This is a genomic window from Solirubrobacter pauli (assembly GCF_003633755.1).
Taxonomy (GTDB): Bacteria; Actinomycetota; Thermoleophilia; order Solirubrobacterales; family Solirubrobacteraceae; genus Solirubrobacter; species Solirubrobacter pauli.
The window spans coordinates 4,107,463-4,129,563 of sequence record NZ_RBIL01000001.1 but is presented as its reverse complement, the minus strand read 5'-3'; the positions used below and the strand labels follow the sequence as shown (position 1 = coordinate 4,129,563).

At 72.1% G+C, this 22,101-nt stretch carries 16 protein-coding genes; 13 read left to right on the top strand and 3 right to left on the bottom strand.

Features of this window, described 5'->3' with window-relative positions; all coding sequences use genetic code 11:
• Positions 1-79: 79 nt before the first annotated feature.
• The 3 genes from C8N24_RS19185 to C8N24_RS19175 are packed head-to-tail and all read left to right on the top strand — an operon-like array spanning position 80 to position 4,382.
• Positions 80-2,599 (top strand): FtsX-like permease family protein, encoded by a 2,520-nt coding sequence (locus C8N24_RS19185; RefSeq protein ID WP_121252618.1) that lies wholly within the window; start codon positions 80-82, stop codon positions 2,597-2,599.
• A gap of 14 nt (positions 2,600-2,613) precedes the next feature.
• Positions 2,614-3,750 (top strand): sensor histidine kinase, encoded by a 1,137-nt coding sequence (locus tag C8N24_RS19180; protein ID WP_121252616.1) that lies wholly within the window; start codon positions 2,614-2,616, stop codon positions 3,748-3,750.
• Positions 3,747-4,382, top strand: coding sequence for a response regulator transcription factor (locus C8N24_RS19175; RefSeq protein ID WP_211340021.1), 636 nt, complete (start codon positions 3,747-3,749; stop codon positions 4,380-4,382). Before C8N24_RS19180 ends, C8N24_RS19175 begins: the two co-directional genes overlap by 4 nt.
• Here C8N24_RS19175 and C8N24_RS19170 read toward each other — a convergent pair.
• The 3 genes from C8N24_RS19170 to C8N24_RS19160 are packed head-to-tail and all read right to left on the bottom strand — an operon-like array spanning position 4,379 to position 7,917.
• Positions 4,379-5,278, bottom strand: coding sequence for a M28 family metallopeptidase (locus C8N24_RS19170; protein WP_121252614.1), 900 nt, complete (start codon positions 5,276-5,278; stop codon positions 4,379-4,381). The two genes, C8N24_RS19175 and C8N24_RS19170, sit on opposite strands and share 4 nt — an antisense overlap.
• Positions 5,279-5,285: 7 nt before the next feature.
• Positions 5,286-6,581 (bottom strand): acyl-CoA dehydrogenase family protein, encoded by a 1,296-nt coding sequence (locus C8N24_RS19165; RefSeq protein WP_121252612.1) that lies wholly within the window; start codon positions 6,579-6,581, stop codon positions 5,286-5,288.
• 7 nt (positions 6,582-6,588) lie between these two features.
• On the bottom strand, positions 6,589-7,917 hold the full coding sequence (locus C8N24_RS19160; protein WP_121252610.1) for an APC family permease: 1,329 nt from the start codon (positions 7,915-7,917) through the stop codon (positions 6,589-6,591).
• 64 nt (positions 7,918-7,981) lie between these two features.
• Here C8N24_RS19160 and C8N24_RS19155 point away from each other — a divergent pair, with 64 nt between their 5' ends.
• The 10 genes from C8N24_RS19155 to C8N24_RS19110 all read left to right on the top strand — a co-directional run bounded on the left by C8N24_RS19155 (position 7,982) and on the right by C8N24_RS19110 (position 22,072).
• On the top strand, positions 7,982-8,371 hold the full coding sequence (locus tag C8N24_RS19155) for a hypothetical protein (protein WP_121252608.1): 390 nt from the start codon (positions 7,982-7,984) through the stop codon (positions 8,369-8,371).
• A 96-nt stretch (positions 8,372-8,467) separates the two neighbouring features.
• Complete coding sequence (locus C8N24_RS19150; protein WP_211340020.1) at positions 8,468-9,301, top strand: LLM class flavin-dependent oxidoreductase; 834 nt, start codon at positions 8,468-8,470, stop codon at positions 9,299-9,301.
• 67 nt (positions 9,302-9,368) lie between these two features.
• Positions 9,369-10,082: a TSUP family transporter gene (locus C8N24_RS19145; RefSeq protein WP_121252603.1), complete on the top strand. Its 714-nt coding sequence runs from the start codon at positions 9,369-9,371 to the stop codon at positions 10,080-10,082.
• A gap of 12 nt (positions 10,083-10,094) precedes the next feature.
• The gene (locus C8N24_RS19140) at positions 10,095-11,531 is read left to right on the top strand and encodes a WS/DGAT/MGAT family O-acyltransferase (RefSeq protein ID WP_121252601.1); all 1,437 of its coding nucleotides are present in this window, start codon (positions 10,095-10,097) and stop codon (positions 11,529-11,531) included.
• A gap of 80 nt (positions 11,532-11,611) precedes the next feature.
• Positions 11,612-12,526 carry a metal ABC transporter substrate-binding protein gene (locus C8N24_RS19135; RefSeq protein ID WP_121252599.1) on the top strand — a complete coding sequence of 305 codons (915 nt, stop codon included), beginning with the start codon at positions 11,612-11,614 and terminating at the stop codon, positions 12,524-12,526.
• Positions 12,523-13,263: a metal ABC transporter ATP-binding protein gene (locus C8N24_RS19130; protein ID WP_121252597.1), complete on the top strand. Its 741-nt coding sequence runs from the start codon at positions 12,523-12,525 to the stop codon at positions 13,261-13,263. Before C8N24_RS19135 ends, C8N24_RS19130 begins: the two co-directional genes overlap by 4 nt.
• Positions 13,260-14,087, top strand: a complete 828-nt coding sequence (locus C8N24_RS19125; RefSeq protein ID WP_121252595.1) for a metal ABC transporter permease — start codon at positions 13,260-13,262, stop codon at positions 14,085-14,087. Before C8N24_RS19130 ends, C8N24_RS19125 begins: the two co-directional genes overlap by 4 nt.
• A gap of 32 nt (positions 14,088-14,119) precedes the next feature.
• Positions 14,120-15,412: a DUF1963 domain-containing protein gene (locus C8N24_RS19120; RefSeq protein WP_147447883.1), complete on the top strand. Its 1,293-nt coding sequence runs from the start codon at positions 14,120-14,122 to the stop codon at positions 15,410-15,412.
• Between the two features lies 1 nt (position 15,413).
• Positions 15,414-15,833: a hypothetical protein gene (locus C8N24_RS19115; protein ID WP_121252591.1), complete on the top strand. Its 420-nt coding sequence runs from the start codon at positions 15,414-15,416 to the stop codon at positions 15,831-15,833.
• Between the two features lie 272 nt (positions 15,834-16,105).
• Complete coding sequence (locus tag C8N24_RS19110; protein WP_121252589.1) at positions 16,106-22,072, top strand: ThuA domain-containing protein; 5,967 nt, start codon at positions 16,106-16,108, stop codon at positions 22,070-22,072.
• Positions 22,073-22,101 lie beyond the last annotated feature (29 nt).

The window sequence follows — 22,101 nt, the reverse complement described above, 5'->3', positions numbered from 1 at the left end:
CCTCGGGGGCCGCGCCGCTCGCCGCCGCGCCGCCCCTCGCCGCGCCACCCGTCAGCTCGCCGCGCCTCGGGGCGTCGGCGTGACGTTCGGGCTCGCGTTCGCCACGCTGCGCGATCGGTGGCCGTCGCTGGCCGGGGCGTTCGTCGCGCTCGCGCTGGGCGCGGCGCTCGCCATCGGCGCGGGCGCCGTGCTCGTCGCGGCCGAGGACGCCGTCGACTCCGGCCCGGCGCGGTACGCCGCCGCGCCGATCGTCGTCACGGCGCCACTCGGCTCGGCCGAGGAGCGGTATCGCCGCCGGGCGGCCGTCGGGGCGACGTTGGCCGCGCGCGTGGCGGCGCTGCCCGAGGTGCGGCGCGTCGTGCGCGACCGCGCGATCGTGGTCCGCGCGCACGGCGTCGCGTTGACGGCTCGCCCGTGGTCGGCGCGGTTGGACACACGCCTGCTGTCGGGCCGCCCGCCGTCGGCGCGCGGCGAGATCGTCGCCGGCCCGGACCTGTCCGCGCTCGCGAAGGTGGCGCCACCGCGCACGGGTGGCGCCGCCCCGTCCACCGGATCGCCGCCGCCGCGCGCGGGCGGCGCCACGCCCGAGGCGCCCGCCGCGGTGTCGCTCGTCACGCCCGCCGGGCCGAGGACCGTGCGGGTGGTCGGGCGGGTCGCCGAGGGGGTGTTCTTCGGCGACGACGAGGCCGCGCGGCTCGCGCCGCGGGTCGAGGCGCTCGCCGTCTGGCCGCGGTCGGCCGCTCCGGCCGTGCGGAAGGCCGTCGGGGAGCGCGGCGTCGTGCTCACGGGCTCGCGGCGCGCGCTGGCCGAGCCGAACCCCGCGCGCGACGCGCTGGCCGGGGCCAGCGTGCTGCTGTCGCTGATGGGGATGACGCTCGCGTTCGTCGCGGTGTTCGTCACGGCCTCGTCGTTCGCGTTCTCGGTCGCGCTGCGGCGGCGGGAGCTCGGCCTGCTGCGCGCGGTCGGGGCGACGCCGCGCCAGGTCCGGCGGTTGGTGATGCGCGAGGCCGCGCTCGTCGGACTCGCCGGCGGTGGCGCGGGCGCGCTGCTGAGCCTCGTCACCGGGCCGTTGCTCGGCCGCTGGATCGTCGCCAAAGGGCTCGCTCCCGAGTCCATGGCGGTGCGGCCGCAGCCGTCGGCGATCGCGGCCGGCGCCGGCTTCATGTTCGTCGTCGGCCTGTGCGGGGCGTGGCTGGCGGCGCGCCGAGCCGCACGGGTCCGGCCGGCCGAGGCGCTGCGCGACGCGGCGGTCGACCGCGGCGTGATGACGATCTCGCGCTGGCTCTTCGGGCTGCCGTCGCTGGGCGGCGCGGTCGCGCTCGCGCTGCTCGACGTCGAGGCCGAGCCCGAGGCGCAGCTGCCCCTGGCCTTCGGCACCGCGTCGCTGGCGATCGTCGGCCTCGGGCTGCTCGCGCCGCTCCTCGTCCCGCGACTGGTGGCGCTGCTCGTGCTCCCGCTCCGCAGCGCCGGCGGCCTGTTGATCCGCCAGCACGCCCGCGCCGGCGTCCGCCGCACCGCCTCGACCGCCGCGCCCGTGCTGGTCGCGATCGGCCTGACCGGCGCGCTCGCGACGATGGTGAACTCGCTCAGCGCGTCCGACGCCGCCGCGACCCGCGCCCGCGTGGACCCGGCCGCGCTCGTCGTCACGGCGGACGGCGACCTGTCCACGGCCGACGTGGCCGCGCTGCGAGCCGCGACGGCGGCCGACGAGGCGGCGTCGGCCACGACCGCGCGCGCTGGGGCCTCGCCGCGCGCGCCCGCACCCGTCCTCGGTGCGACCCTCGAAGGGGACGTGCGCGTGCGCGGCGTGCTGCTGCGCGCGGTCGGCGCGGAGCCCGCCGCGTTGCCGCTGATGCTCCGCGCGCCCGTGCTGGATGGGTCGCTCGTGCCGTTCGACGGGATCGTGCTCGGTGAGCTGGCGGCGAAGCAGCTCGGCCGGAAGGTCGGCGACCGGGTCGGCGTGCGCCTGCCGGACGGGAAGCTGCGGACGTTGCGCGTGATCGCGGTCGTCGCGGACGGGTTCGGCTCGGTCGGGCTGTACGTGCCCTACGACGTGCTCGCCGGCCACGTCGGGGACCGCGCCGCGACCGCGGTCTACGTGCGCGGCGACGCGCGCGCCATCGGCGCCGTCGCGACCCGCCTGGGCCTGCGGGTCACGGGCGGGACCGTCACGCGCACGGTCGACGACGTCACGGACTCGAGCAACATGAACCCGCTGGCGCTGGTCGTGATCCTGGGTGTGGCGGTGCTGTACGTGGCGATCGCGCTCGCCGCGACGGCCGTCACGGGCACGGTCGCGCGCGCCGACGAGCTCGCCCTCCTGCGCCTCGCGGGCGCGACGCGCCGCGACGTCGTCCGCCTCGTCGCCGCCGAGGCGCTCGCGGTCACGCTCGTCGGCGGGCTGCTCGGCTGCGCGATCACGGCGCTGATCGTGGCCGGCCTGCAGCGTGGCGCTGCGTCGCTGCAGGGCCCGGTCGCGATCGCGCTGCCCTGGGCCCTGCTGGCGACGCTGATCGCCGTGTTCGCCGCGATCTCCGTCACGGCCTCCGCACTCGCCGCGCGGCACACGATGCGCCCCGTGGTCGGCAGCCCGTCGTGACTACGATCCGCCCCATGCTCGCGCCGTGGCGGTCCGTCGCGTATCTGGCCGCCCGGCTGCCGCTGCCCGCCGTCGGGGCGCTGCTCGTGCTCTTGACAGCCGGCGGCGGGTGGACGATCGCGCTCGCCGTGCCGATCCTGCTCGCGTACCTGACCGCCGCGACGTTCGCGGCCCCGTTCGAGCGGCGGCTCGTGACGATCCTCGACCGGCCGCCGATCCCGCCCGCGCGGCCGCAGCTGAAGACGGTCGCCCACGCGGCGATCGGGCTGGTCGCCGCGCCGTTCGAGTGCCTCTTCCTCGCCGGCTGGAGCCTCGGCGGCCTCGCGCTGGTCCTCAGCCCCGCGCTGCTCGGCGAGGGTCCCGTCGCGGCGGGCGTGGTGACCGTCGACACGGCCGCCGAAGCGTGGATCGCCGTCCCCGTCGGCATCGTCATCCTCGCCGTCGGCACGTACGCGACCGTCGGCCTTGCCACCGTGCACGCGTTCCTCGCGCGCGAGCTGCTCAGCCCGACCGACGGCGAGCTGCAGCACCAGGTCACCGAGCTCACCAGCTCGCGCCTGCGCCTGATCGACGCGTTCGACGTCGAGCGCCGCCGGATCGAGCGCGACCTGCACGACGGCGCGCAGCAGCAGCTCGTCAACCTCGCCATGACGCTCGACCTGGCCCGGATCGAGCTGGAAGGCAGCGACACCGAAGCCGAGCGGCTCGTCGACCAGGCCCACCGGCAGGCCACGAGCACGATGCGCGAGCTGCGGGACCTGATCCACGGCATCCACCCGCCCGTGCTCGCCGACCGCGGACTCCCCGGCGCGATCGAGGCGCTCGCCGACCGCTCGCCGCTCCCGATCCACCACACCACGGCGCTCCCGCACCGGCTCCCGGAGAGCATCGAGACCACCGCGTACTTCGTGCTCGCCGAAGCGCTCGCCAACGCCGCCAAGCACAGCCGGGCCGAGCAGGTCGAGCTGTCCGTCCAGCTCGAGGACCGCACGCTGACGCTCGAGGTCAGCGACGACGGCCGGGGCGGCGCGCGCCCCAAGAGCGGCCTCGCCGGACTCGGTGACCGCGTCGCCGCCGTCGGCGGTCGGCTCACGCTCTCCTCCCCGACCGGCGGCCCGACCATCATCCGGGCGGAGATCCCGTGCCCGTGACGACCGTCATCGCCGAGGACAGCGGCCTCCTCCGGGACGGCCTCGTCGGCATGCTCGAGCGCTTCGACTTCACGGTGCAAGCCGCCGTCGAGGACGCCGCCCAGCTGCTCAGGGCCGTCGACGAGCACGCACCACAGCTCGTGATCACCGACGTCCGCATGCCGCCGACCTTCCGCGACGAGGGCCTGCGCGCCGCGCTCGCGCTCCGAAGCACCCACCCCGACCTGAAGATCGTGGTCCTCTCCCAGTACGTCGAGCAGACGTACGCGGCGGAGCTGCTGGCCGGCGAGCAAGGCGGGGTCGGCTACCTGCTCAAGGACCGGGTCGCGGACGTCCGCGCCCTCGTCCACGCCCTGCACCAGGTGCTCGACGGCGGCACCGTCGTCGACCCGGAGGTCGTCCGGCGGCTGCTCCAGCGCCGCCCGCTGGAACGCCTGACGGGCCGCGAGCGGGAGACGCTCGCGCTGATGGCGGAGGGCCATTCGAACGCCGCGATCGCGCGCCGGCTCGTCGTCACCGAGACCACCGTCGCCAAGCACATCCGCAACGTCTTCGACAAGCTCGACCTCCCACCCACGGAGGACCACCACCGCCGCGTGCTCGCGGTGGTGACGTACCTACAAGAGGCCTAGCGCCCGCGCCACTCCGTGAGCATGTACTGAAGGACGGCCTCGCCGCTGAGGTCCAGGGACGCCTTGGACACGGCGGTGAGGTCGTCGCAGGGCTGGTGCCAGCAGTCGAAGGTGAAGTCGATCAGGTCGATCGCCGGCACGCCCTTGCGCAGGAACGGCGTGTGGTCGTCGAGGACCTCGCCCTGGGTCTCGTCCGGGAACGCGCGCTCGGAGCCGACCTGCCTGGCGGCCTTGCGCAGCTTCGCCCACATCTGCTCGTCCGAGGTCGCGTCGCGCGGGATCGAGAGGTCCTTGTCGGCGATGAAGTCGAGGAGGACGAGCTCCTTGATGTCCTTGTGGTGCTTGTCGGCGTACGCCTTCGAGCCGCGGACGCCGGTGCCGTAGAAGTCGGCGTCGTCGGTCGCCTCCTCGCCGTCGAAGAAGACGAAGCGGATCGGCGGCGCGTTCTTGGGCCGCTTCATGCCCTTCATGACACGCGCGATCTCCAGGACGCCGGCCGTGCCGCCCGCGCCGTCGTTGGCGCCGACGAAGTCCGGGATGTCCTTCGTGTCGTAGTGCGCGGCGAGCACGATCGCCTTGCCCTTGCCGGGGATCTCGCCGACGACGTTCGTGAGCCCGCCGGGAACGCGCTCGTACCTGCCGCGCGGGAGCCGCTTCTTGATGTAGGCGGCGAGCTGCTCGAGCTCGGGCGAGCCGGCCGGACGGGGGCCGAGGTCGACCTGGTACTCGAGCTGCGCCCAGGCGCGGTCCTCGTCGAAGCGGTCGACCTTGGGCTTGGCCGCGGCCGCCTGGGCCGTCTCCGTGGGCCGCACGTCCGGCGCCGAGGTCGTCGGCTGGGGCTCGTCACTCCCGCCACACGCCGCGAGGGCGAGGGCGCACATCAGCGTGGCGAGCATCGGCTTCCTAGTCGTTGGAGGTCACCGCCTCGAGCAGGTCCGCGAAGCGCTCGCGGGCCGCCTCGCGGCGGGTGGGGACGTGCTCAGACGGCACGTCGGTCGGCTCGTAGCCGCGCAGCACGCGGCGGGCCACCGACTGGCGGTGGACCTCGTCGGCTCCGTCGTAGAGGCGCGCGGCGCGGGCGTAGCGGTACATCGCCTCCAAGGGTAGGTCGGTCGAGTACCCAAGTGCCCCGTGGACCTGGATCGCGCGGTCGATCACGTCGTGGAGCACGCGCGCCCCGTAGAACTTGATCATCGAGATCTCGGTGCGGGCGGCGCTCGCGCCCTCGTTGTCCATCTTCCAGGCCGCGTGCAGGGTCATCAGCCGCGCCGCGTGCATCTCCGCCGCCGAGTCGGCGACGAAGTTCTGGATCGACTGCTTGTCGGCCAGCACGCTGCCGAAGGCGTGCCGCGACACCGCCCGCTCGCACAGGGCGTCGAACGCGCGGCGGGACACGCCCAGCCAGCGCATGGCGTGGTGGATGCGCCCGGGGCCGAGCCGGTGCTGGGCGATCAGGAAGCCCTCGCCTTCGCCGCCCAAGAGCGCGTCGGCGGGCACGCGGACGTCCTCGTAGCGGATCTCCGCGTGGTTGCCGTAGTGGCCGAAGCTCTCGCCCGGGTGCTCCATCGTCGCGACGTCGCGGACCACGTGCACGCCCGGCGTGTCGGCGTCGACGATGAACATCGAGGCGCGCTGGTGTGGTCGCGCGTCCGGGTCGGTGACCGCCATCACGATCAGGAAGTCCGCGATCGAGCCGTTGGTGGAGAACCACTTGTGGCCGTTGATGACCCAGTCGTCGCCGTCCTTCACGGCTCGGGTCTGGAGAAGCGTGGGGTCGCTGCCCGCCGTCTCCGGCTCGGTCATGGAGAACGCGCTGCGCAGGTCGCCCGCGAGCAGCGGGTGCAGGTAGCGGTCCTTCTGGTCGTTGCTGCCCGCCAGCGCGAGGATCTCGCTGTTGCCGCTGTCGGGCGCGGCGTTCCCGAACACGGCGGGCGCGAGCGGGCTCGTGCCGAGGATCTCGTGCATCAGCCCGAGCTTGACCTGCCCGTAGCCTTGCCCCCCGAGGTCGGGTGGCAGGTGCGCGGCCCACAGGCCGCGCTCCTTCACCCGGTCCTGGAGCGGCGCGATCGCGCGCTTGAACCCGTCGTATCCGAGGTCGTCGAAGACGGTCTCGATCGGCCACACCTCGTCGCGGACGAGGGCGCGCATCCAGTCCAGGTGCTCCTGGAACTCAGGCTCGGTGGCGAAGTCCCATGCCATGCGTCGATCATCGCACGGCGCGCTCGACCACCCAGAGGATCAGGCCGAACACGATCAGGCCGCCGGCCCACAGGACGAGCTTGGGATCGTCGGTGACGGACTGGACCGCGAGTCCGGCGCACGTGATGATCCCGAGGTACGGCAGCACGATCGGCGCCCTGAAGTGCTCGTGGTCGACCGGCTCGCCGCGCAGGCGCAGCAGCGCGACGTGGACCCCGATGAACACCAGGAGCAGCAGCAGGACGGTCGTGTCGGCGAGCGTCGTGAGGTCGCCGATGACGACCAGCACGGCGGCGATGGAGGCCGTGAACGCGATCGCCACCCACGGGGTGCGGCGCCCGCGATGGACCGTGCCGAGCACCTCGGGGACGACCTTCTCGCGCGCCATGCCGTACATCAGGCGGCTGGCCATGATCAGGTTCAGCAGGCAGCCGTTGATGAGCGCGAACAGGGCGATCGCGGCGAACACCTTGCTGTTGACCGCGAGCGGACCCTGCGTGACGACCTCGAGCAGCGGGCCGTCGGACTTCGCGAGCGTGTTCGCGGGCACGGCCATGCCGGCGATCAGCGTCACCAGCAGGTAGATGCCGCCGGCGATCGCGAGGCCGGTGAACAGCGTGCGCGGGAACGTGCGCGTCGAGTCCTGCGTCTCCTCGGCGACGTTGACCGCGTCCTCGAAGCCGATCAGCGCGTAGAAGGCGATCGACGCGCCGGCGACCATCAGCAGCGCGGGCGTGGCGTCGTCGTTGAACTCGAGCGCGCGGCCGACGTCGCCGCCGCCGTCGAACAGGAACGTCGCGCCGATCACCACGACCAGGAACAGGCCGGCGATCTCGATCAGCGTGCAGACGACGTTGAAGCCCGCGGACTCCTTGATGCCGCGGAAGTTGATCGCCGTGACCACGCCGATCACGACGAGGCCGACGAGGATCTGCGGCAGCTCGACGAACTGGCTCAGGTAGTCGCCGCCGAAGGCCGTCGCCAGCGCGGCGGCGGACGCCAGGCCCGAGCACATGACCGCGAACGCGACGACGAACGTCAGCAGCTCCTTGTTGAACGCCTTGTGGATGTACAGCGCCGCACCGGCGGCCTGCGGGTACTTGCTCACGAGCTCCGCGTAGGAGGCGGCGGTGAACCCCGCGACGATCGCCGCGAGCAGGAACCCGGTCCAGATCGCGCCGCCGATCTCGCCGGCCACCTCGCCCGTCCGCGCGTAGATCCCGCCGCCGAGGATGTCCCCGACGATGAACAGCAGCAGCGTCTTCTTCGTGATGCCGGCGGCGAGCGGGCTTCCCTCCCGCTCGGTCGGCCCGGACGTGTCCGCGTAGGCAGCCATTGAGGCGCGATACCCGGGTCGGGACCCCATCAAGCCCGACGGCCGTCGCGCCGATACAGCGCGTGTGACGTCTCGAGCCCTCTCCCTCCTCGCTGCGCTCGCCAGCCCGTTCTTCCTCGCCGCCGCCGTCGCCGGCTGGCTCTACGGCGTGTGGCCCGCCACGCCGCTGACGTTCACGATCGCCGCGATCGTCGTCGCGAGCGGTCCGACGCTCGGCATCTGGCACGTCGCCATGACCTCGGAGAAGGACTACATCGACGCCGACTACGTGGAGGAGGAGCCGACGGCGATCTTCGTCGCGACCGCGCCCGCCGCGCCCCCGGAGCCCGCGCCGATCGTCGACACGCCGCGCGCCGCCGCGGCCCGCGCGTTCCACGGCTGGCGCGACAAGCCCAACGAAGCCATCGCCCAGCGCGACCGCGAACGCCGCGCGAACGCCTTCGTCCGTACCTGAAGCAACATTAAAGGGTCTGGCCCTTTATGTGGAGAGGGTATCCGCTAAGCTGAAGCGGACATGCTATCCGCTTCTCCTCAGCCGCGGTTCGGGATCATGACCGCGCCCCAGCAGGTCGACTACCGCGACGTCCAGCGCGTCTGGCTGGAGGCGGACGCGATCCCCGAGATCGAGCACGCGTGGCTGTTCGACCACCTGCTGCCGATCGGTGGCGACCCGCTCGGCCCCGTCTTCGAGGGCTGGACGCTGCTGTCGGCGCTGGCGGCCCAAACGTCGCGCCTGCGCGTCGGCGTCCTGGTCACGTCCAACCGCATCCGGCCACCCGCGCTGCTCGCCAAGATGGCGGCGACGGTCGACGTCGTGAGCGACGGCCGGCTGGACCTCGGCCTCGGCGCCGGCTCGCGCCCCAGCTGGCCGGGCGCGCGCCGTGAGTACGACGCGCACGGCCTGCCGTTCCACGACGCGAAGCACGCGATCGGCAGTCTCGCGGAGGCGTGCACGATCATCAAGCGCGTCTGGACGGAGGAGGAGCCGTTCGACTTCGACGGCACCTACCACCAGCTCAAGGGCGCGTTCGGCAACCCCAAGCCGGTGCAGTCGCCGCACCCGCCGCTGATGATCGGCGGTCGCTCGAAGTCGGTGCTGCGCGTCGTCGCCGAGCACGCGGACCTGTGGAACGTGCCGGGCGCGGACTTCGCCGACGCGCTCGAGCGCAGCGCGACGATGGACCGCCTGCTCGACGAGCTCGGCCGCGACCCGGCGACGCTCACGCGTTCGATCCACCTCCCGGTCAGCTACGACGACCCGGCCCGCACCCGCGAGGCGGTCGCCGCAGCCGTGCGCGCGGGCTTCACCCACGTCATCTTCGGCCTCCCCGCCCCGTACCCGGAGGGCGTCGCCCGCTGGGTCGCGGACGAGCTCGTCGCTTAAGTCGCTTAAACGTCCTGGACGTTTAACTTCCCGTCGCTTAAGCGTCCTGGACGTTTAACTTCCTGGCGTGCTTCTCGCCGCCGCCTGCGCGTCCATCGCCTTGGGCACCGTGCTGCAGGCGGCGACCGGGTTCGGGTTCAGCCTCGTCGCCGCGCCGCTGGTGTTCGCCGCGCTGGACGCCGAGCCCGCCGTCGGGCTGCTGCTGATCCTCGGGTTCGAGGTCAACCTGCTCACGCTCGGGACGGAGCGCCGCCGGCCACGACCGCTGCGCCGCGCGGTGACGACCATGCTGATCGCGGCCGCTCCCGGCGCGCTCCTCGGCGTCGTCGTGCTGCGCGCGCTGCCGGAGGTGGCGCTGCAGGTGGCGGTGACGCTCGGCGTGCTCGGCACGCTCGTCGCGCGCCAGGTCAAGACCGCGCACGTGCCCGCGCCGCTCGCCGGGTTCGCCGCCGGCGCGCTCACGACCTCGACGTCGACCAACGGGCCGCCGATGCTCCTGCACCTGCTCGGCCGCGGCGTGACGCCCGAGCAGGTCCGCGACACGCTCACCACGACCTTCATCGGCCTCGCGCTGATCGGGGCGGTCGCGCTCGCCGCCACCGGCACACCCGCGCTGCCCGACGCCGCGCTCGTGCTCGGGCTCATCCCGGCGGTCGCCGTCGCGCACCTCGTCGGCCGGCGGGCGTTCAGACGGCTCGCCGCCTCCGACCACTACGAGCGCGTGTTAACCGCTGTGATGGTCGTCGCCGTCATGGTTGGGCTGGTCGGAGCGCTCAGTTAGGCTCTCGCATCGATGGCGCAGGCGCACGGAGACCGGCTCTCAGCCGTTGACGCGTCCTTCCTCGCACAGGAACGGGCGAACAGCCACATGCACATCGGCGCGGTCCTCATCCTCGAGGGTCCACCGCCGTCGTACGAGGACTTCCTCAACCACATCCGCTCGCGACTGCACCTCGTGCCGCGCTATCGCCAGAAGCTCGCGGTCCCGCCGCTGGAGACCGGCCGGCCGATCTGGATCGACGACGCAAGCTTCAACCTCGAGTACCACGTCCGCCACACGGCGCTGCCGTCCCCCGGCTCGCCCGAGCAGTTGCGCGCGCTCGCCGCCCGCATCCACTCGCAGCGGCTCGACCGCGCGAAGCCGCTGTGGGAGCTGTGGCTCGTGCAGGGCCTCGAGGACGGGCGCTTCGCGCTCATCTCCAAGACCCACCACGCGCTCGTCGACGGCATCAGCGGCGTCGACCTGATGACCGTGCTGTTCGACCTCTCGCCCGTCCCGCAGATCGTCTCGCACGAGGGCGAGCCGTGGGCCGCGCAGCCGGAGCCGCACGCGGCGCAGCTCGCCGCGCGCGGGATCAAGGGGCTGCTCAAGCTGCCGCTCGAGCTCGCCAACGGCGCGCTCTCCGCCGCCACGCGCCCGGCATCCTCACTCGACCACGTCAAGGAGGCGTTGGAGGGCATCGGCGAAGTCGCGTGGGCCGGCCTGAACCCCGCGCCGGAGACGCCGCTCAACGTCCCGATCGGCCCGCACCGCCGACTGTCGTTCGTCCGCAACGACCTCGACGACTTCAAGCTCGTCAAGAACACGCTCGGCGGCACCGTCAACGACGTCGTGCTGACCGTGGTCGCCGGCGGCCTGCGCACCTGGCTGCGCTCCCGCGGCGTGCGTACCGAGGGCCTCGAGCTGCGCGCGCTCGTGCCGGTGTCCGTGCGCACGAAGGACGACCAGGGCCAGCTCGGCAACCGCATCGTCGTCATGCGCGGGCCGCTGCCCGTCTACGTCGAGGACCCCGTCGCGCGGCTGCGCGTCGTGCGCCAGGCGATGGACGGCCTGAAGGAGTCCAAGCAGGCGGTCGGCGCGGCCGCGATCACCGGGCTGGAGGCGCTCGCCCCGCCCACGATCCTCGCCCAGGCGAGCCGGCTGCAGTTCTCCACGCGGCTGTTCAACCTGCTCGTGACCAACGTCCCCGGGCCGCAGTTCCCGATCTACATCCTCGGCCGCGAGCTGCTGAACACGTACCCGATCGCGTTCCTGCCCGAGAACCAGTCGCTGGCCGTGGCGGTCATGTCCTACAACGGCGGCATGGACTTCGGCCTGCTCGGCGACTACGACAACCTCACCGACATCGAGGACCTCGGGCAGGCCCTGCGTGACGCGCTGGCCGAGCTCGTCGAGGCCGCGGGCGGCAAGCCTCGCGGGCGCCGAAAGAAGACTTCAGCCGTTCAGTGAAGGGGAACATCCCCTCCGCCCCACCCCGATCATCCGTCCCTTAACTGGGAAGTTAGGGCTGATGCGCTAGCTTTTTAGGCATGTCTAACTTGCTTCGTGCCGTCGTGGCCGCGGGAGCGCTCGCGCTCGTGCTGTCGGGTTGCGGGGCCGCGGACAGCGAGGACTCGGGCAAGCCGAAGGTGCTGACGACCTTCACCGTCGTCGCCGACATGGTCCGCCAGGTGGGTGGCGACCGGATCGAGGTGGCGTCGATCACCAAGCCCGGCGCCGAGATCCACGGCTACGAGCCGACGCCGTCCGACCTCAAGCACGCCGCCACCTCCGACCTCGTGCTGCAGAACGGGATGGGGCTCGAGCGCTGGTTCGAGCAGTTCGTCGACCTGGCCGACGCGAAGCACGTGACGCTCTCCGAAGGGGTCGAGCCGATCCCGATCGCCGGCGAGAGCGAGTACGCGGGCAAGCCGAACCCGCACGCGTGGATGTCGGTCGCGAACGCGAAGGTCTACGTCGAGAACATCCGCAAGGCGCTGACCGAGCTCGACCCCGCCGGGGCGCCGGTCTTCGCCGCCAACGCGCGGGAGTACAGCGGCGCGCTCGACGAGGTCGGCGCGACCGTCCGGCGCGAGCTCGCCGCGCTGCCGCCACAGCGCCGCGCGCTCGTCACCTGCGAGGGCGCGTTCTCCTACATGGCGCGCGACTTCGGCCTGACCGAGCGCTACCTGTGGCCGGTCAACGCCGAGCAGGAGGGCACGCCGCAGCAGATCGCGTCGACCGTGCGGTTCGTGCGCGAGCGGCAGGTGCCCGCGATCTTCTGCGAGTCGACGGTCTCCGACAAGGCGCAGAAGCAGGTCGCCCGCGAGTCGGGCGCGCGCTTCGCCGGGGTGCTGTACGTCGACTCGCTGTCGGAGGCCGGCGGCCCGGTCCCGACCTACTTGGACCTGCTCCGCCGCGACGCGGACACGATCATCGCCGGCCTCACGGGAGCCTCCACATGACCCACGCCATCACCGCCACCGGCCTGCGGGTCCGCTACGGCGACACCCTCGCGCTCGACGGCCTGGACCTGACCGTCGAACCCGGCCTCGTGCACGGGCTGATCGGCATGAACGGCTCGGGCAAGTCGACGCTGTTCAAGGCGCTGATGGGCCTCGTGAAGCTGGATTCGGGCGACGTGCGCCTGTTCGACGACGCGCCCGACCAGGCGCGCCGCAGCGGCCGCGTCGCCTACGCGCCGCAGAGCGAGGACGTCGACTGGGCGTTCCCCGTCTCGGTCGAGGAGGTCGTGACCATGGGCCGCTACGGGCAGCTCGGCTGGCGTCGCCGCACGCGCGCGGAGGACCGCCGGCGGGTGAGCGAGGCGCTGGAGCGCGTCGAGCTCGGGGACCTGCGCGACCGCCAGATCGGCGCCCTCTCCGGCGGGCAGCGCAAGCGCGCGTTCGTCGCCCGCGGGCTCGCCCAGGGCGCCGAGCTGCTGTTCCTCGACGAGCCGTTCGCCGGCGTCGACAAGCGCAGCGAGGCGACGATCACGCAGCTGCTGCGCGACCTCGCCGCCGAGGGCCGTACGGTCGTCGTCTCCACGCACGACCTCGTCGCGGTGCCGGCACTGTGCGACCAGGTCGCGCTGATCAACCGCCGCATCATCGCCCACGGCGAGGTCGACGAGACGCTGCGGCCGGACCTCCTGGCCGAGGCGTTCGGCGGCTTCGTGCCGCAGGAGGCGCTGCGCGCATGAACGAGCTGCTCCTGGAACCGCTGACGTTCGAGTTCATGCAGCGGGCGATGCTCGTCGCCGTCGTGGTCGGCGTCGCGTGCGCGGTGCTGTCGTGCTGGCTGACGCTGCTCGGCTGGTCGCTGATGGGCGATGCCGTCTCGCACGCGGTCCTCCCCGGCGTGGTGCTGAGCTACGTGATCGGCGCGCCGTTCGCCGCGGGCGCGTTCCTGTTCGGCGCGGGCGCGGTCGGCCTGATCGGCGGCCTGAACCGCACCAGCCGCGTGAAGGAGGACGCCGCGATCGGCATCGTCTTCACCGGCCTGTTCGCCCTCGGGCTCGTGCTGGTGAGCGTGATCCCGTCGCAGGTCGACCTCTTCCACATCCTCTTCGGCAACGTGCTCGGCGTCAGCGACGGCGACATCCTCCAGGTGCTCGTGCTCGGCGCGCTCGTGATCGCTGCGCTGCTGCTCCTGCGCAAGTCGCTCGTGCTCTACGCGTTCGATCCGGTGCACGCGCACGCGATCGGGATCTCGCCGCGGCGGCTGGAGATGGTCCTGCTGGGTGCGCTGGCGCTGACCGTGATCGTCGCGCTGCAGGCCGTCGGGATCGTGCTCGTGGTCGCGATGCTGATCACGCCCGGCGCGACCGCCTACCTGCTCACCGACCGCTTCGACAAGATGCTCGCGCTGGCGATCGGCACCGGCGTGCTGTCGACCGTGCTCGGCACCTACCTCAGCTACCACTTCGACGCGTCCACGGGCGGCATGATCGTCGTCGTGCTCACCGTGTTGTTCCTGCTGGCGTACCTGTTCAGCCCACGCCAGGGCGTGATCACCGCCCGATAGCGGGTAGTGGTCAGGATGTGCGACGCGCGTCCGTGACCTTCGCCGCAATCGGCGCGTTGCTCGCGGGCTGTGGCAACCAGGACGCGAGCCCGCGGGCGGCGCCGACCGCGGTCACGGACGAGTGGGACGCCGAGCAGCGCAAGGTGCTCGGCGCGATCACCTTCCCCGTGTACACGGTCGAAGGCATGCCGATGGAGCTCGGCGGCTACGGTCACGCGCCCGATGGGGGCGAGCTGCCGCCCAGCGACGTGCGCCTGACCAGCGTCGAAGCGGACACCGAGCTCTACGTCGACTCCGAGCCCGTCGACGAGTACGAGCACGACCTGCGCGCCGAGGCGGCCGAGCAGGCGGAGGACTTCGACGACCCCGACGCGAAGGTCGTCTCGTCGACGCGCTCGCTGCTCGTCGACGGCGTCAAGCGGCCGTTCGCGTTCGCCGCGGCGGGCACGTCGTGGGCCGCCGTCGCCCAGGTCGGCACGGCGCTGGTCGCCGTCTCGGGCCGCGGTGTCGATCCCGACAGGCTGCACCTCCGACGGCTCGCCGCCCCGACCGAAGCGCTTGCCGACTCGCCCCGGTACGCCACGCTGCGCGAGGAGCGCGCCGTACTCGACCCGCAGCGCGTGGTCGAGCTGACGGACGACACGCCCCTCGAGGCCTCCGGCGCGCAGCTGGCCAAGGCGGCCCGGCCCGGAATCGCCCTTCTCGCCACGGACAAGGAGAGCGCGAGCTGGATCGGCGGCCGTCCGGCGCTGCCCGCCGGCACACGCTGGCCCACCGGTCCCCACGGGCCGATGACGTTCATCGCCCAGCTCGCCCTTACGGACCTCGACCCCGCCGTCTGGCCAGGCCCGCGCGACGGCCACCTCCACATCTTCTGCGACGTCGACCCGGAGAACGGCGGATTCGACGACGCGGGCGCATGCCGCGTCCTGCGTTCCGTCGGCGCGGTCGAGGTCCGGGACTCCCCACCCGACCTGAACGAGTACGGCGAGCTGCACCGGCAGCGGGTCGTGCCGACGGTCGGCTTGACCACGCCCGACCGGCTCGGGACCGACTACGACTGGGAGGCGCTCTGGTCGCTCCGGGAGCGCCTCGCCGCCGAGCAGGGCTGGCTGAACAGCGAGGGCCAGCTGCTCGGCTGGCCGACCTGGCAGAACGACGACAACCTCGGCTCCCTCGCCGAGCTCGGCGGCGGGACGGCCGCGGACTGGACCGTGCTGCTGCAGACCGACGCGCTGGACGGTGAGCTGTACATCGGCGTCCCCACCGCCGACCTCGCCGCCGGCCGCTTCGACCGCGCCGAGGCGATCATCGAGTTCGACTGACGTGGATCGGCTCATCCGCATCGGCGAGCGGCGTCCACTGGTCGCCGTCGCCGCGCTCCTCGTGCTCGTGCTGCTCGTCGGGCTCGGCCCGCGCCTGGTGTCGTTCGGCGGCGACGGACACGCGCCCCGCAGCACCTCGCTCGAGGTCATCCCGGCCGCGGTCGCGCTCACCTACGTCCGGCTGGCCGAGACCGGTGACCGGCGCGGCGCCTGCACCGCGCTCACCGGCGAGCCGGTGAAGGCGTTCCGCTGCGACACGGCCGCCCCGCAGGTGCGCGCGTGCGGCGCGGCCGACCCGGACGGCGTTCGCATCCAGCGCTTCGACCCGCCGCTGGCGACGGTCCACGTCGGCCGGTGCACCTTGTCGCTGCGCGAGATCGGTCCCGGCGACTGGCGGGTGTCGGCCGTCGCCGACCGCTGACCACGCGAACGGCGCGTGAGACCCACATGGACCATTTGACGGTCCAAGAACAAAAGACTTGCGACTTATGCGTAGATTCGCTGGTATCTTCGGCCGTAGTTGGACTGGCTTACGCGTGATGCACCCGCGCGTCGCGCCGACGGAGGAGAGTCGTGAGAAGGATCGGGAGAACTGCGCTCAAGGGCGCAGTGCTGGCAGCAACGTGCGCGGGGGTCCTGGCGGGCTCCGCACAGGCACACGACACGGGCGCTGCGCACTCGCACGCCCCGGCGATGAACGCCGCGGCCCTGATGGGCGCAAGCACTCCGGGATGGGCGTCGACCGCGCCGCTGGCGGAGCTCAAGCAGCCGGCCGCGCCGGCGCACGTGCTCGTCTTCACGGAGACGGCCGCGTTCCGGCACACGGACGCGATCACGAACGGCACCCCGCTGCTGCGCGCGGCGCTCGAGCAGGCCGGCGTCACGTCCGAGCACACGGAGGACTCGTCGATCTTCAACGACGCGGACCTCGCCCGCTTCGACGCGCTGGTGATGTTCCAGACGTCGGGTGATCCGTGGACCGCGGCCGAGAAGGTCGCGCTCGAGAAGTACCAGCGCGCGGGCGGCGGCATCGTCGCCATCCACAACGCGACGGACATGCGCGGCAACTACAAGTGGTGGGACGACCTGATCGGCTCGCTCATGCCGGGCCACGCCGCGACCGGCAGCACCCCGCCCGCGGGTGATCCACCGCCATGGAGCTCGGGCGTCGGCGGCTTGACCGCGCAGGTCATCCGCGAGGACAAGGCGCACCCGTCGACGCAGCCGCTGGCCGACCGCTGGACGCGCAACGACGAGTGGTACAACTTCGCCACCAACGTCCGCGGCAACGCGCACGTGCTGCTGTCGCTCGACGAGTCGACCTACGACGCCGGCGGCAACAAGATGGGGTACGACCACCCGATCTCGTGGTGCAAGCCGTACGACGGCGGTCGCGCCTGGGTGACGGGCATGGGCCACTTCGGCGCCCACTTCCAGGAGCCCGCGCTCCTGCAGCACATCATCGGCGGCGTCAAGTGGGCCGCGGGTGTCGAGGCCGGCGACTGCGGCGGCACGATCAACTCGAACTTCGAGAAGGTCGCGCTGGACGAGAACACGAGCGCGCCGTTCGCGCTCGACGTGGCGCCGGACGGCCGCGTGTTCTTCACCGAGCTCGTGCGCGGCCAGATCCGCGTCTACGACCCGAAGACCAGGAGCGTCAAGACCGCGATCACGCTGAACGTCTACTCGGGCGGTGAGGACGGCCTGATGGGCATCGCGCTCGACCCGAAGTTCGCCGAGAACGGCTGGGTCTACGTCTACCACGCGCCCAACTCGTCCAACAACAGCGACCCGGCCAACTTCAAGAGCCGTGTCACGCGCTTCACCGTCGACGCCACGAGCACGATCGATCCGGCGTCGGCCAAGCTGATCATCGAGGTCCCCGCCTCCCGCGAGCCCGACGAGCCCGGCCACACCGGCGGCAACCTCGACTTCGACCTGCAGGGCAACCTGCTGCTCGGCGTCGGCGACGACGTCAACCCGCACTCGGAGCCGTCGGGCGGCTACGCCCCGCTCTCCGAGCGCGCCGACCGCATGTGGGACGCCCGCGAGACGTCGGCCAACACGAACGACCTGCGCGGCAAGATCCTGCGCGTCAAGCCGAAGGCCGACGGCGGCTACGACATCCCCGCCGGCAACCTGTTCCCGGTCGGGACCGAGAAGACCCGCCCCGAGATCTACGCGATGGGCTTCCGCAACCCGTGGAAGTTCTCGGTGGACCCGAACACGGGCTGGATCGGCGTCGCCGACTACGCGCCCGACAACTCCAACGACGCCCCGGCCACCCGCGGCCCGGCGGGCATCGTCGAGTACAACATCATCAAGGAGCCGGGCAACTACGGCTGGCCGCTGTGCATGGGCAACAACGAGCCGTTCCGCGACGTCGACTACATGACGCCGACGCCCACGGTCGGCCCGTTCTTCGACTGCGCCAAGCCGATCAACGACTCGATCAAGAACACGGGTCTGCGTGAGCTGCCGCCGGCCAAGGCGCCGGATATGTGGTACGGCTACCGCAAGACGTCGGTGCCGGCGATCGCCGCGGGCGGCGGCCTGGCCCCGATGGGCGGCCCGTTCTACGACTACAACGCCGCCTCGACGTCGGACACGAAGTTCCCGGCCTCCTACGACGGCAAGGCCTTCTACTACGACTGGGCCCGCAACAAGGTCTGGACCGTCCAGCTCGGCGAGGGTGGCAAGGTCGAGAAGGTCAACCCGTTCATGCCGAACACGTCGTTCCTGGCGCCGCAGTCGCTGTCGTTCGGCCCGGACGGCTCGCTGTACGCGCTCGAGTGGGGCGGCGGCTACGGCCGTGACAACCCGAACTCCGGCATCTACCGGATCGACTACATCAACGGCTCGCGGTCGCCGATCGCGTCCGCGACGGCCACGCCCGACAACGGCCAGGAGCCGCTGACGGTCACGTTCTCGAGCGTGAGCTCGTCCGACCCCGAGGGCGGCGCGCTCACGTACGCGTGGGACTTCGACGGCAACGGGACCACCGACTCCACGCTCGCCAACCCGACGCACCAGTACACGACGCCGGGCGTCTACCAGGCGCGCCTGACCGTCACCGACCCGGCCGGCAAGACCGGCACGACGGTGGTGCTGGTCACGGTCGGCAACACCAAGCCGACGGTGAAGTTCAAGGGGCCGCTGAACGGCGGCTTCGTCGAGTGGGGCGACCGCGTGAACTGGGACGTGGAGGTCACCGACGCCGAGGACACGGTCGACTACCAGAACCTGATCGTCCAGCCGGCGCTCGGCCATGACGACCACGCGCACCCGCTGCTCGAGTACCGCGGCAAGACGGGCTCGGTCGTGACCGACCTGGGCACGGGCCACTCGGAGGACATGAAGGTGTTCTTCGCGCTCGACGCCCGCTACACCGACAAGGGCGACGGCGACGTGCCCGCGCTCACCGGCACGGACACGATCGTCCTGCAGCCCAAGCGCAAGGAGGCCGAGCACGCCGACGGCCGCCTCGGCACCGACACCGCCGAGGCCTCCGGCGACGCCGAAGGCACCTCCGCGCTGAGCAACCTGAGCAACGGTGACTGGGCGTCCTACGAGCCCGTCAACTTCACCGGCATCGACTCGATCACGTTCCGCGTCGCGGCCCAGGCCGCGGGCGGCTCGATCGAGCTGCGCAAGGACAGCCCGGAGGGCGCGCTGCTCGGCACGGCCACCGTGCCGGCCACGGGCAGCGTCAACCGCTGGACCGACGTCACGATCCCGGCGCCGGCCGACAAGGCCTCGATGAGCCTGTTCCTGGTGTTCAAGGGCACCGCGAACTTCCGGCTGAACTTCTTCGAGGTCAACGGCAAGGGCCTCTCGCCCGAGACCCGTCCCACGGTGAAGATCACCGCCCCGACGGAGAACGCCGCGGTGACGCCCGGCGCCGTGACCTTCACGGCCGACGCCACCGACGCCGAGAACCAGATCACGAAGGTCGAGTTCTTCGTCGACGGGCAGAAGATCGGCGAGGACACGTCCGCGCCGTACACCACCACGTGGAACCAGACGACGGAGAAGTTCTACGCCGTCCACGCGGTCGCCACCAACAGCAAGGGCCTCACGAACGACTCGCGCAAGGTGCGCTTCTCGGTCGGCGAGTCCGGCGTCCGCCCGCCGTGGGAGACGTTCGCGAACGTCGACGCGGCGTTCGACAAGGTCGGTGACGAGTTCACCGTGTCCGCCGCCGGCGCGGACCTGTGGCAGGCCGCCAACGAGTTCGGCGCGGTCTACCTGCCGGGCGGTGTCGGCGAGAACTTCGTCGCGACCGTCAAGGTGGCCGAGTTCGACGGCACCCACGCGAGCGGCAAGGCGGGCATCATCGTCCGCAACCAGATCCCGCAGGGTGGCGGCAACGACAACAAGGGCTACCTCGTCATCGGCGAGAAGGGCAACGGCGAAGCCGAGTTCATGCACGACGCCGGCGGCAACGGCCAGGTCAACGACTCGGGTGAGCCGGTGGCCAACGGCTGTGGCACGGGCAGCGCGCCCACGTGGCTGAAGGTCGAGAAGTTCGGCAAGCAGTTCTCGGTCTACTGCTCACGCAACGGCACCGAGTGGACGCAGGTCGGCGTCACGACGACGATCCCCGCGGCCACGACCACGCAGGACATCGGCCTGTTCGTCGTCTCGCACATCAGCGGGACGCGCGCGACGGCCAAGTTCACCAACTGGAACCTCGACACCGACCCGGAGGTCCCGGGTGAGCCCGAGGAGCCGACGACGCCGGCTCCGGGCTGCGCGCCGACAGCCTCGGACGAGTTCGACGGCGCGCTGAACCGCGCGCGTTGGACGACCGCCCGTGGCCCGGCCGCGAGCGCTCCCGCCGTCACGAACGGCGCGCTCAACCTCGCCGTGACCAACGGCGACATCGACGGCGCCAACACGGCGCCCGTCTCCCACGTCGCCCAGAAGACGCCCGCCGGCAACTGGCAGGCGACGACGAAGGTGACGCTCGACCACGACAACTACTGGCAGTACGCCGGCCTCGTGCTTCACGTCGACGACGACAACTACACGAAGCTCTCGTTCACCCGCCATCAGGACGGGCGGCGCTTCGTGGAGTTCTGGACCGAGACGAACGGCTCGCGGACCGCGCACGGCGGCAACGCCTACGTGGCCACGGACCACCCCGCCACGATCCACCTGCGCCTGACGAACGCGAACGGCACCCTGACGGGCGCCTACTCGACGAACGGCACGGACTGGACGAACATGGGCGCCACTGCGCCGCTGAAGGCCAACAGCTCGATCGGGCTGCTCGCCGCCGGTGACACCGACGCCCAGAACAAGACCGCGGCCTTCGACTGGTTCCGGGTCACCCCGGACGAGGCGAAGCCGAAGCCGGCCGCGAACGACGAGTTCGACGGCACCTCGATCGACGGCTGCCGCTGGGACAAGATCCACGGCTGGAACTCGAACCGCGTCAAGCTCGTCGACGGCAAGCTCCGCATCCGCACGTTCGACGCCGACATCAGCGGCGCCGACAACGGGCCGATCGAGAACCTCATCCTCCAGACGCCGCCGAGCGGCGACTGGGTGGCCGAGACGAAGATGACGGCGCCGCTCGGCGACGCCTGGCAGCTGGCCGGCTTCATGCTGTTCAGCGACGTCGACCACTACGTCAAGTACGACGTCGTGGCCGACAACGACCCGGGCGCCGCGAAGGTGCGACGGGTCGAGCTGCGCGGCGAGAACGGCGGCGGGGCCTTCGGTCCCACCGGCGCGGGTGACATCGAGCCGCCCGCGTCCGCCACGGACACGTGGTGGCTGCGCCTGACCAAGAAGGGCAACACCTACACCGGCGCGATCAGCGCGGACGGCACGACCTGGGTGCAGTCGCCCGGGTCGGTGACGGTCGCCCTGAGCAACCCGGCGATCGGCCTGATGGGCATCGGCCCGGCGCAGGCGGCCCCGATCGACGTGGACTTCGAGTACTTCCGCATTGGCGCGGCCGACACCGAGGCGCCGGTCACGACGGCCACCGCCTCGGCCCAGCCCGGCGCGGACGGCTGGTACGCGGCGGCTCCGACGATCACGCTGGCCGCGACCGACGGGACCGGCTCGGGCGTCGCCAAGACCGAGTTCGCGATCGACGGCGGCGCGTGGCAGACCTACACGGCGCCGTTCGTGGCGCCCGAGGGCGAGCACACGATCCGCTACCGCTCGACCGACCAGGCCGGGCTCGTCGAGGCCGTCAAGGAGCTCGTGATCAAGGTCCGCGCGAGCAGCACCCAGGTGCCCGTCGTCATCGGCGGCGAGGTTCCGGGCGTGCTGGCGTTGAACCTCACGGGGCCGATCAGCCTCGGCACGTTCATGCCGGGCGTGGCGAAGGACTACACCACCACGGCGGAGGCGAAGGTCACCTCCTCCGCCGGCGACGCCCGCCTGACCGTGTCCGACGCGGACACGACCAACACGGGCAAGCTCGTCAACGGCGCGTTCGCGCTGCCGCAGGCCCTGCAGGTCAACGACGCGCCGGTCGGCGGCTCCGCCGCGCCGACCACGCTGAAGGCCTGGACGGGTCCGTTCGGCACGCAGTCCGTGCCGCTGGCGTTCAAGCAGCCGATCGCCGAGGGCGACGGCCTGCGCCGCGGCACCTACAGCAAGACCCTGACGTTCACGCTGTCGACCACGACACCGTAAGCGCCTGATGCACGCGGGGCCGCGGCGGA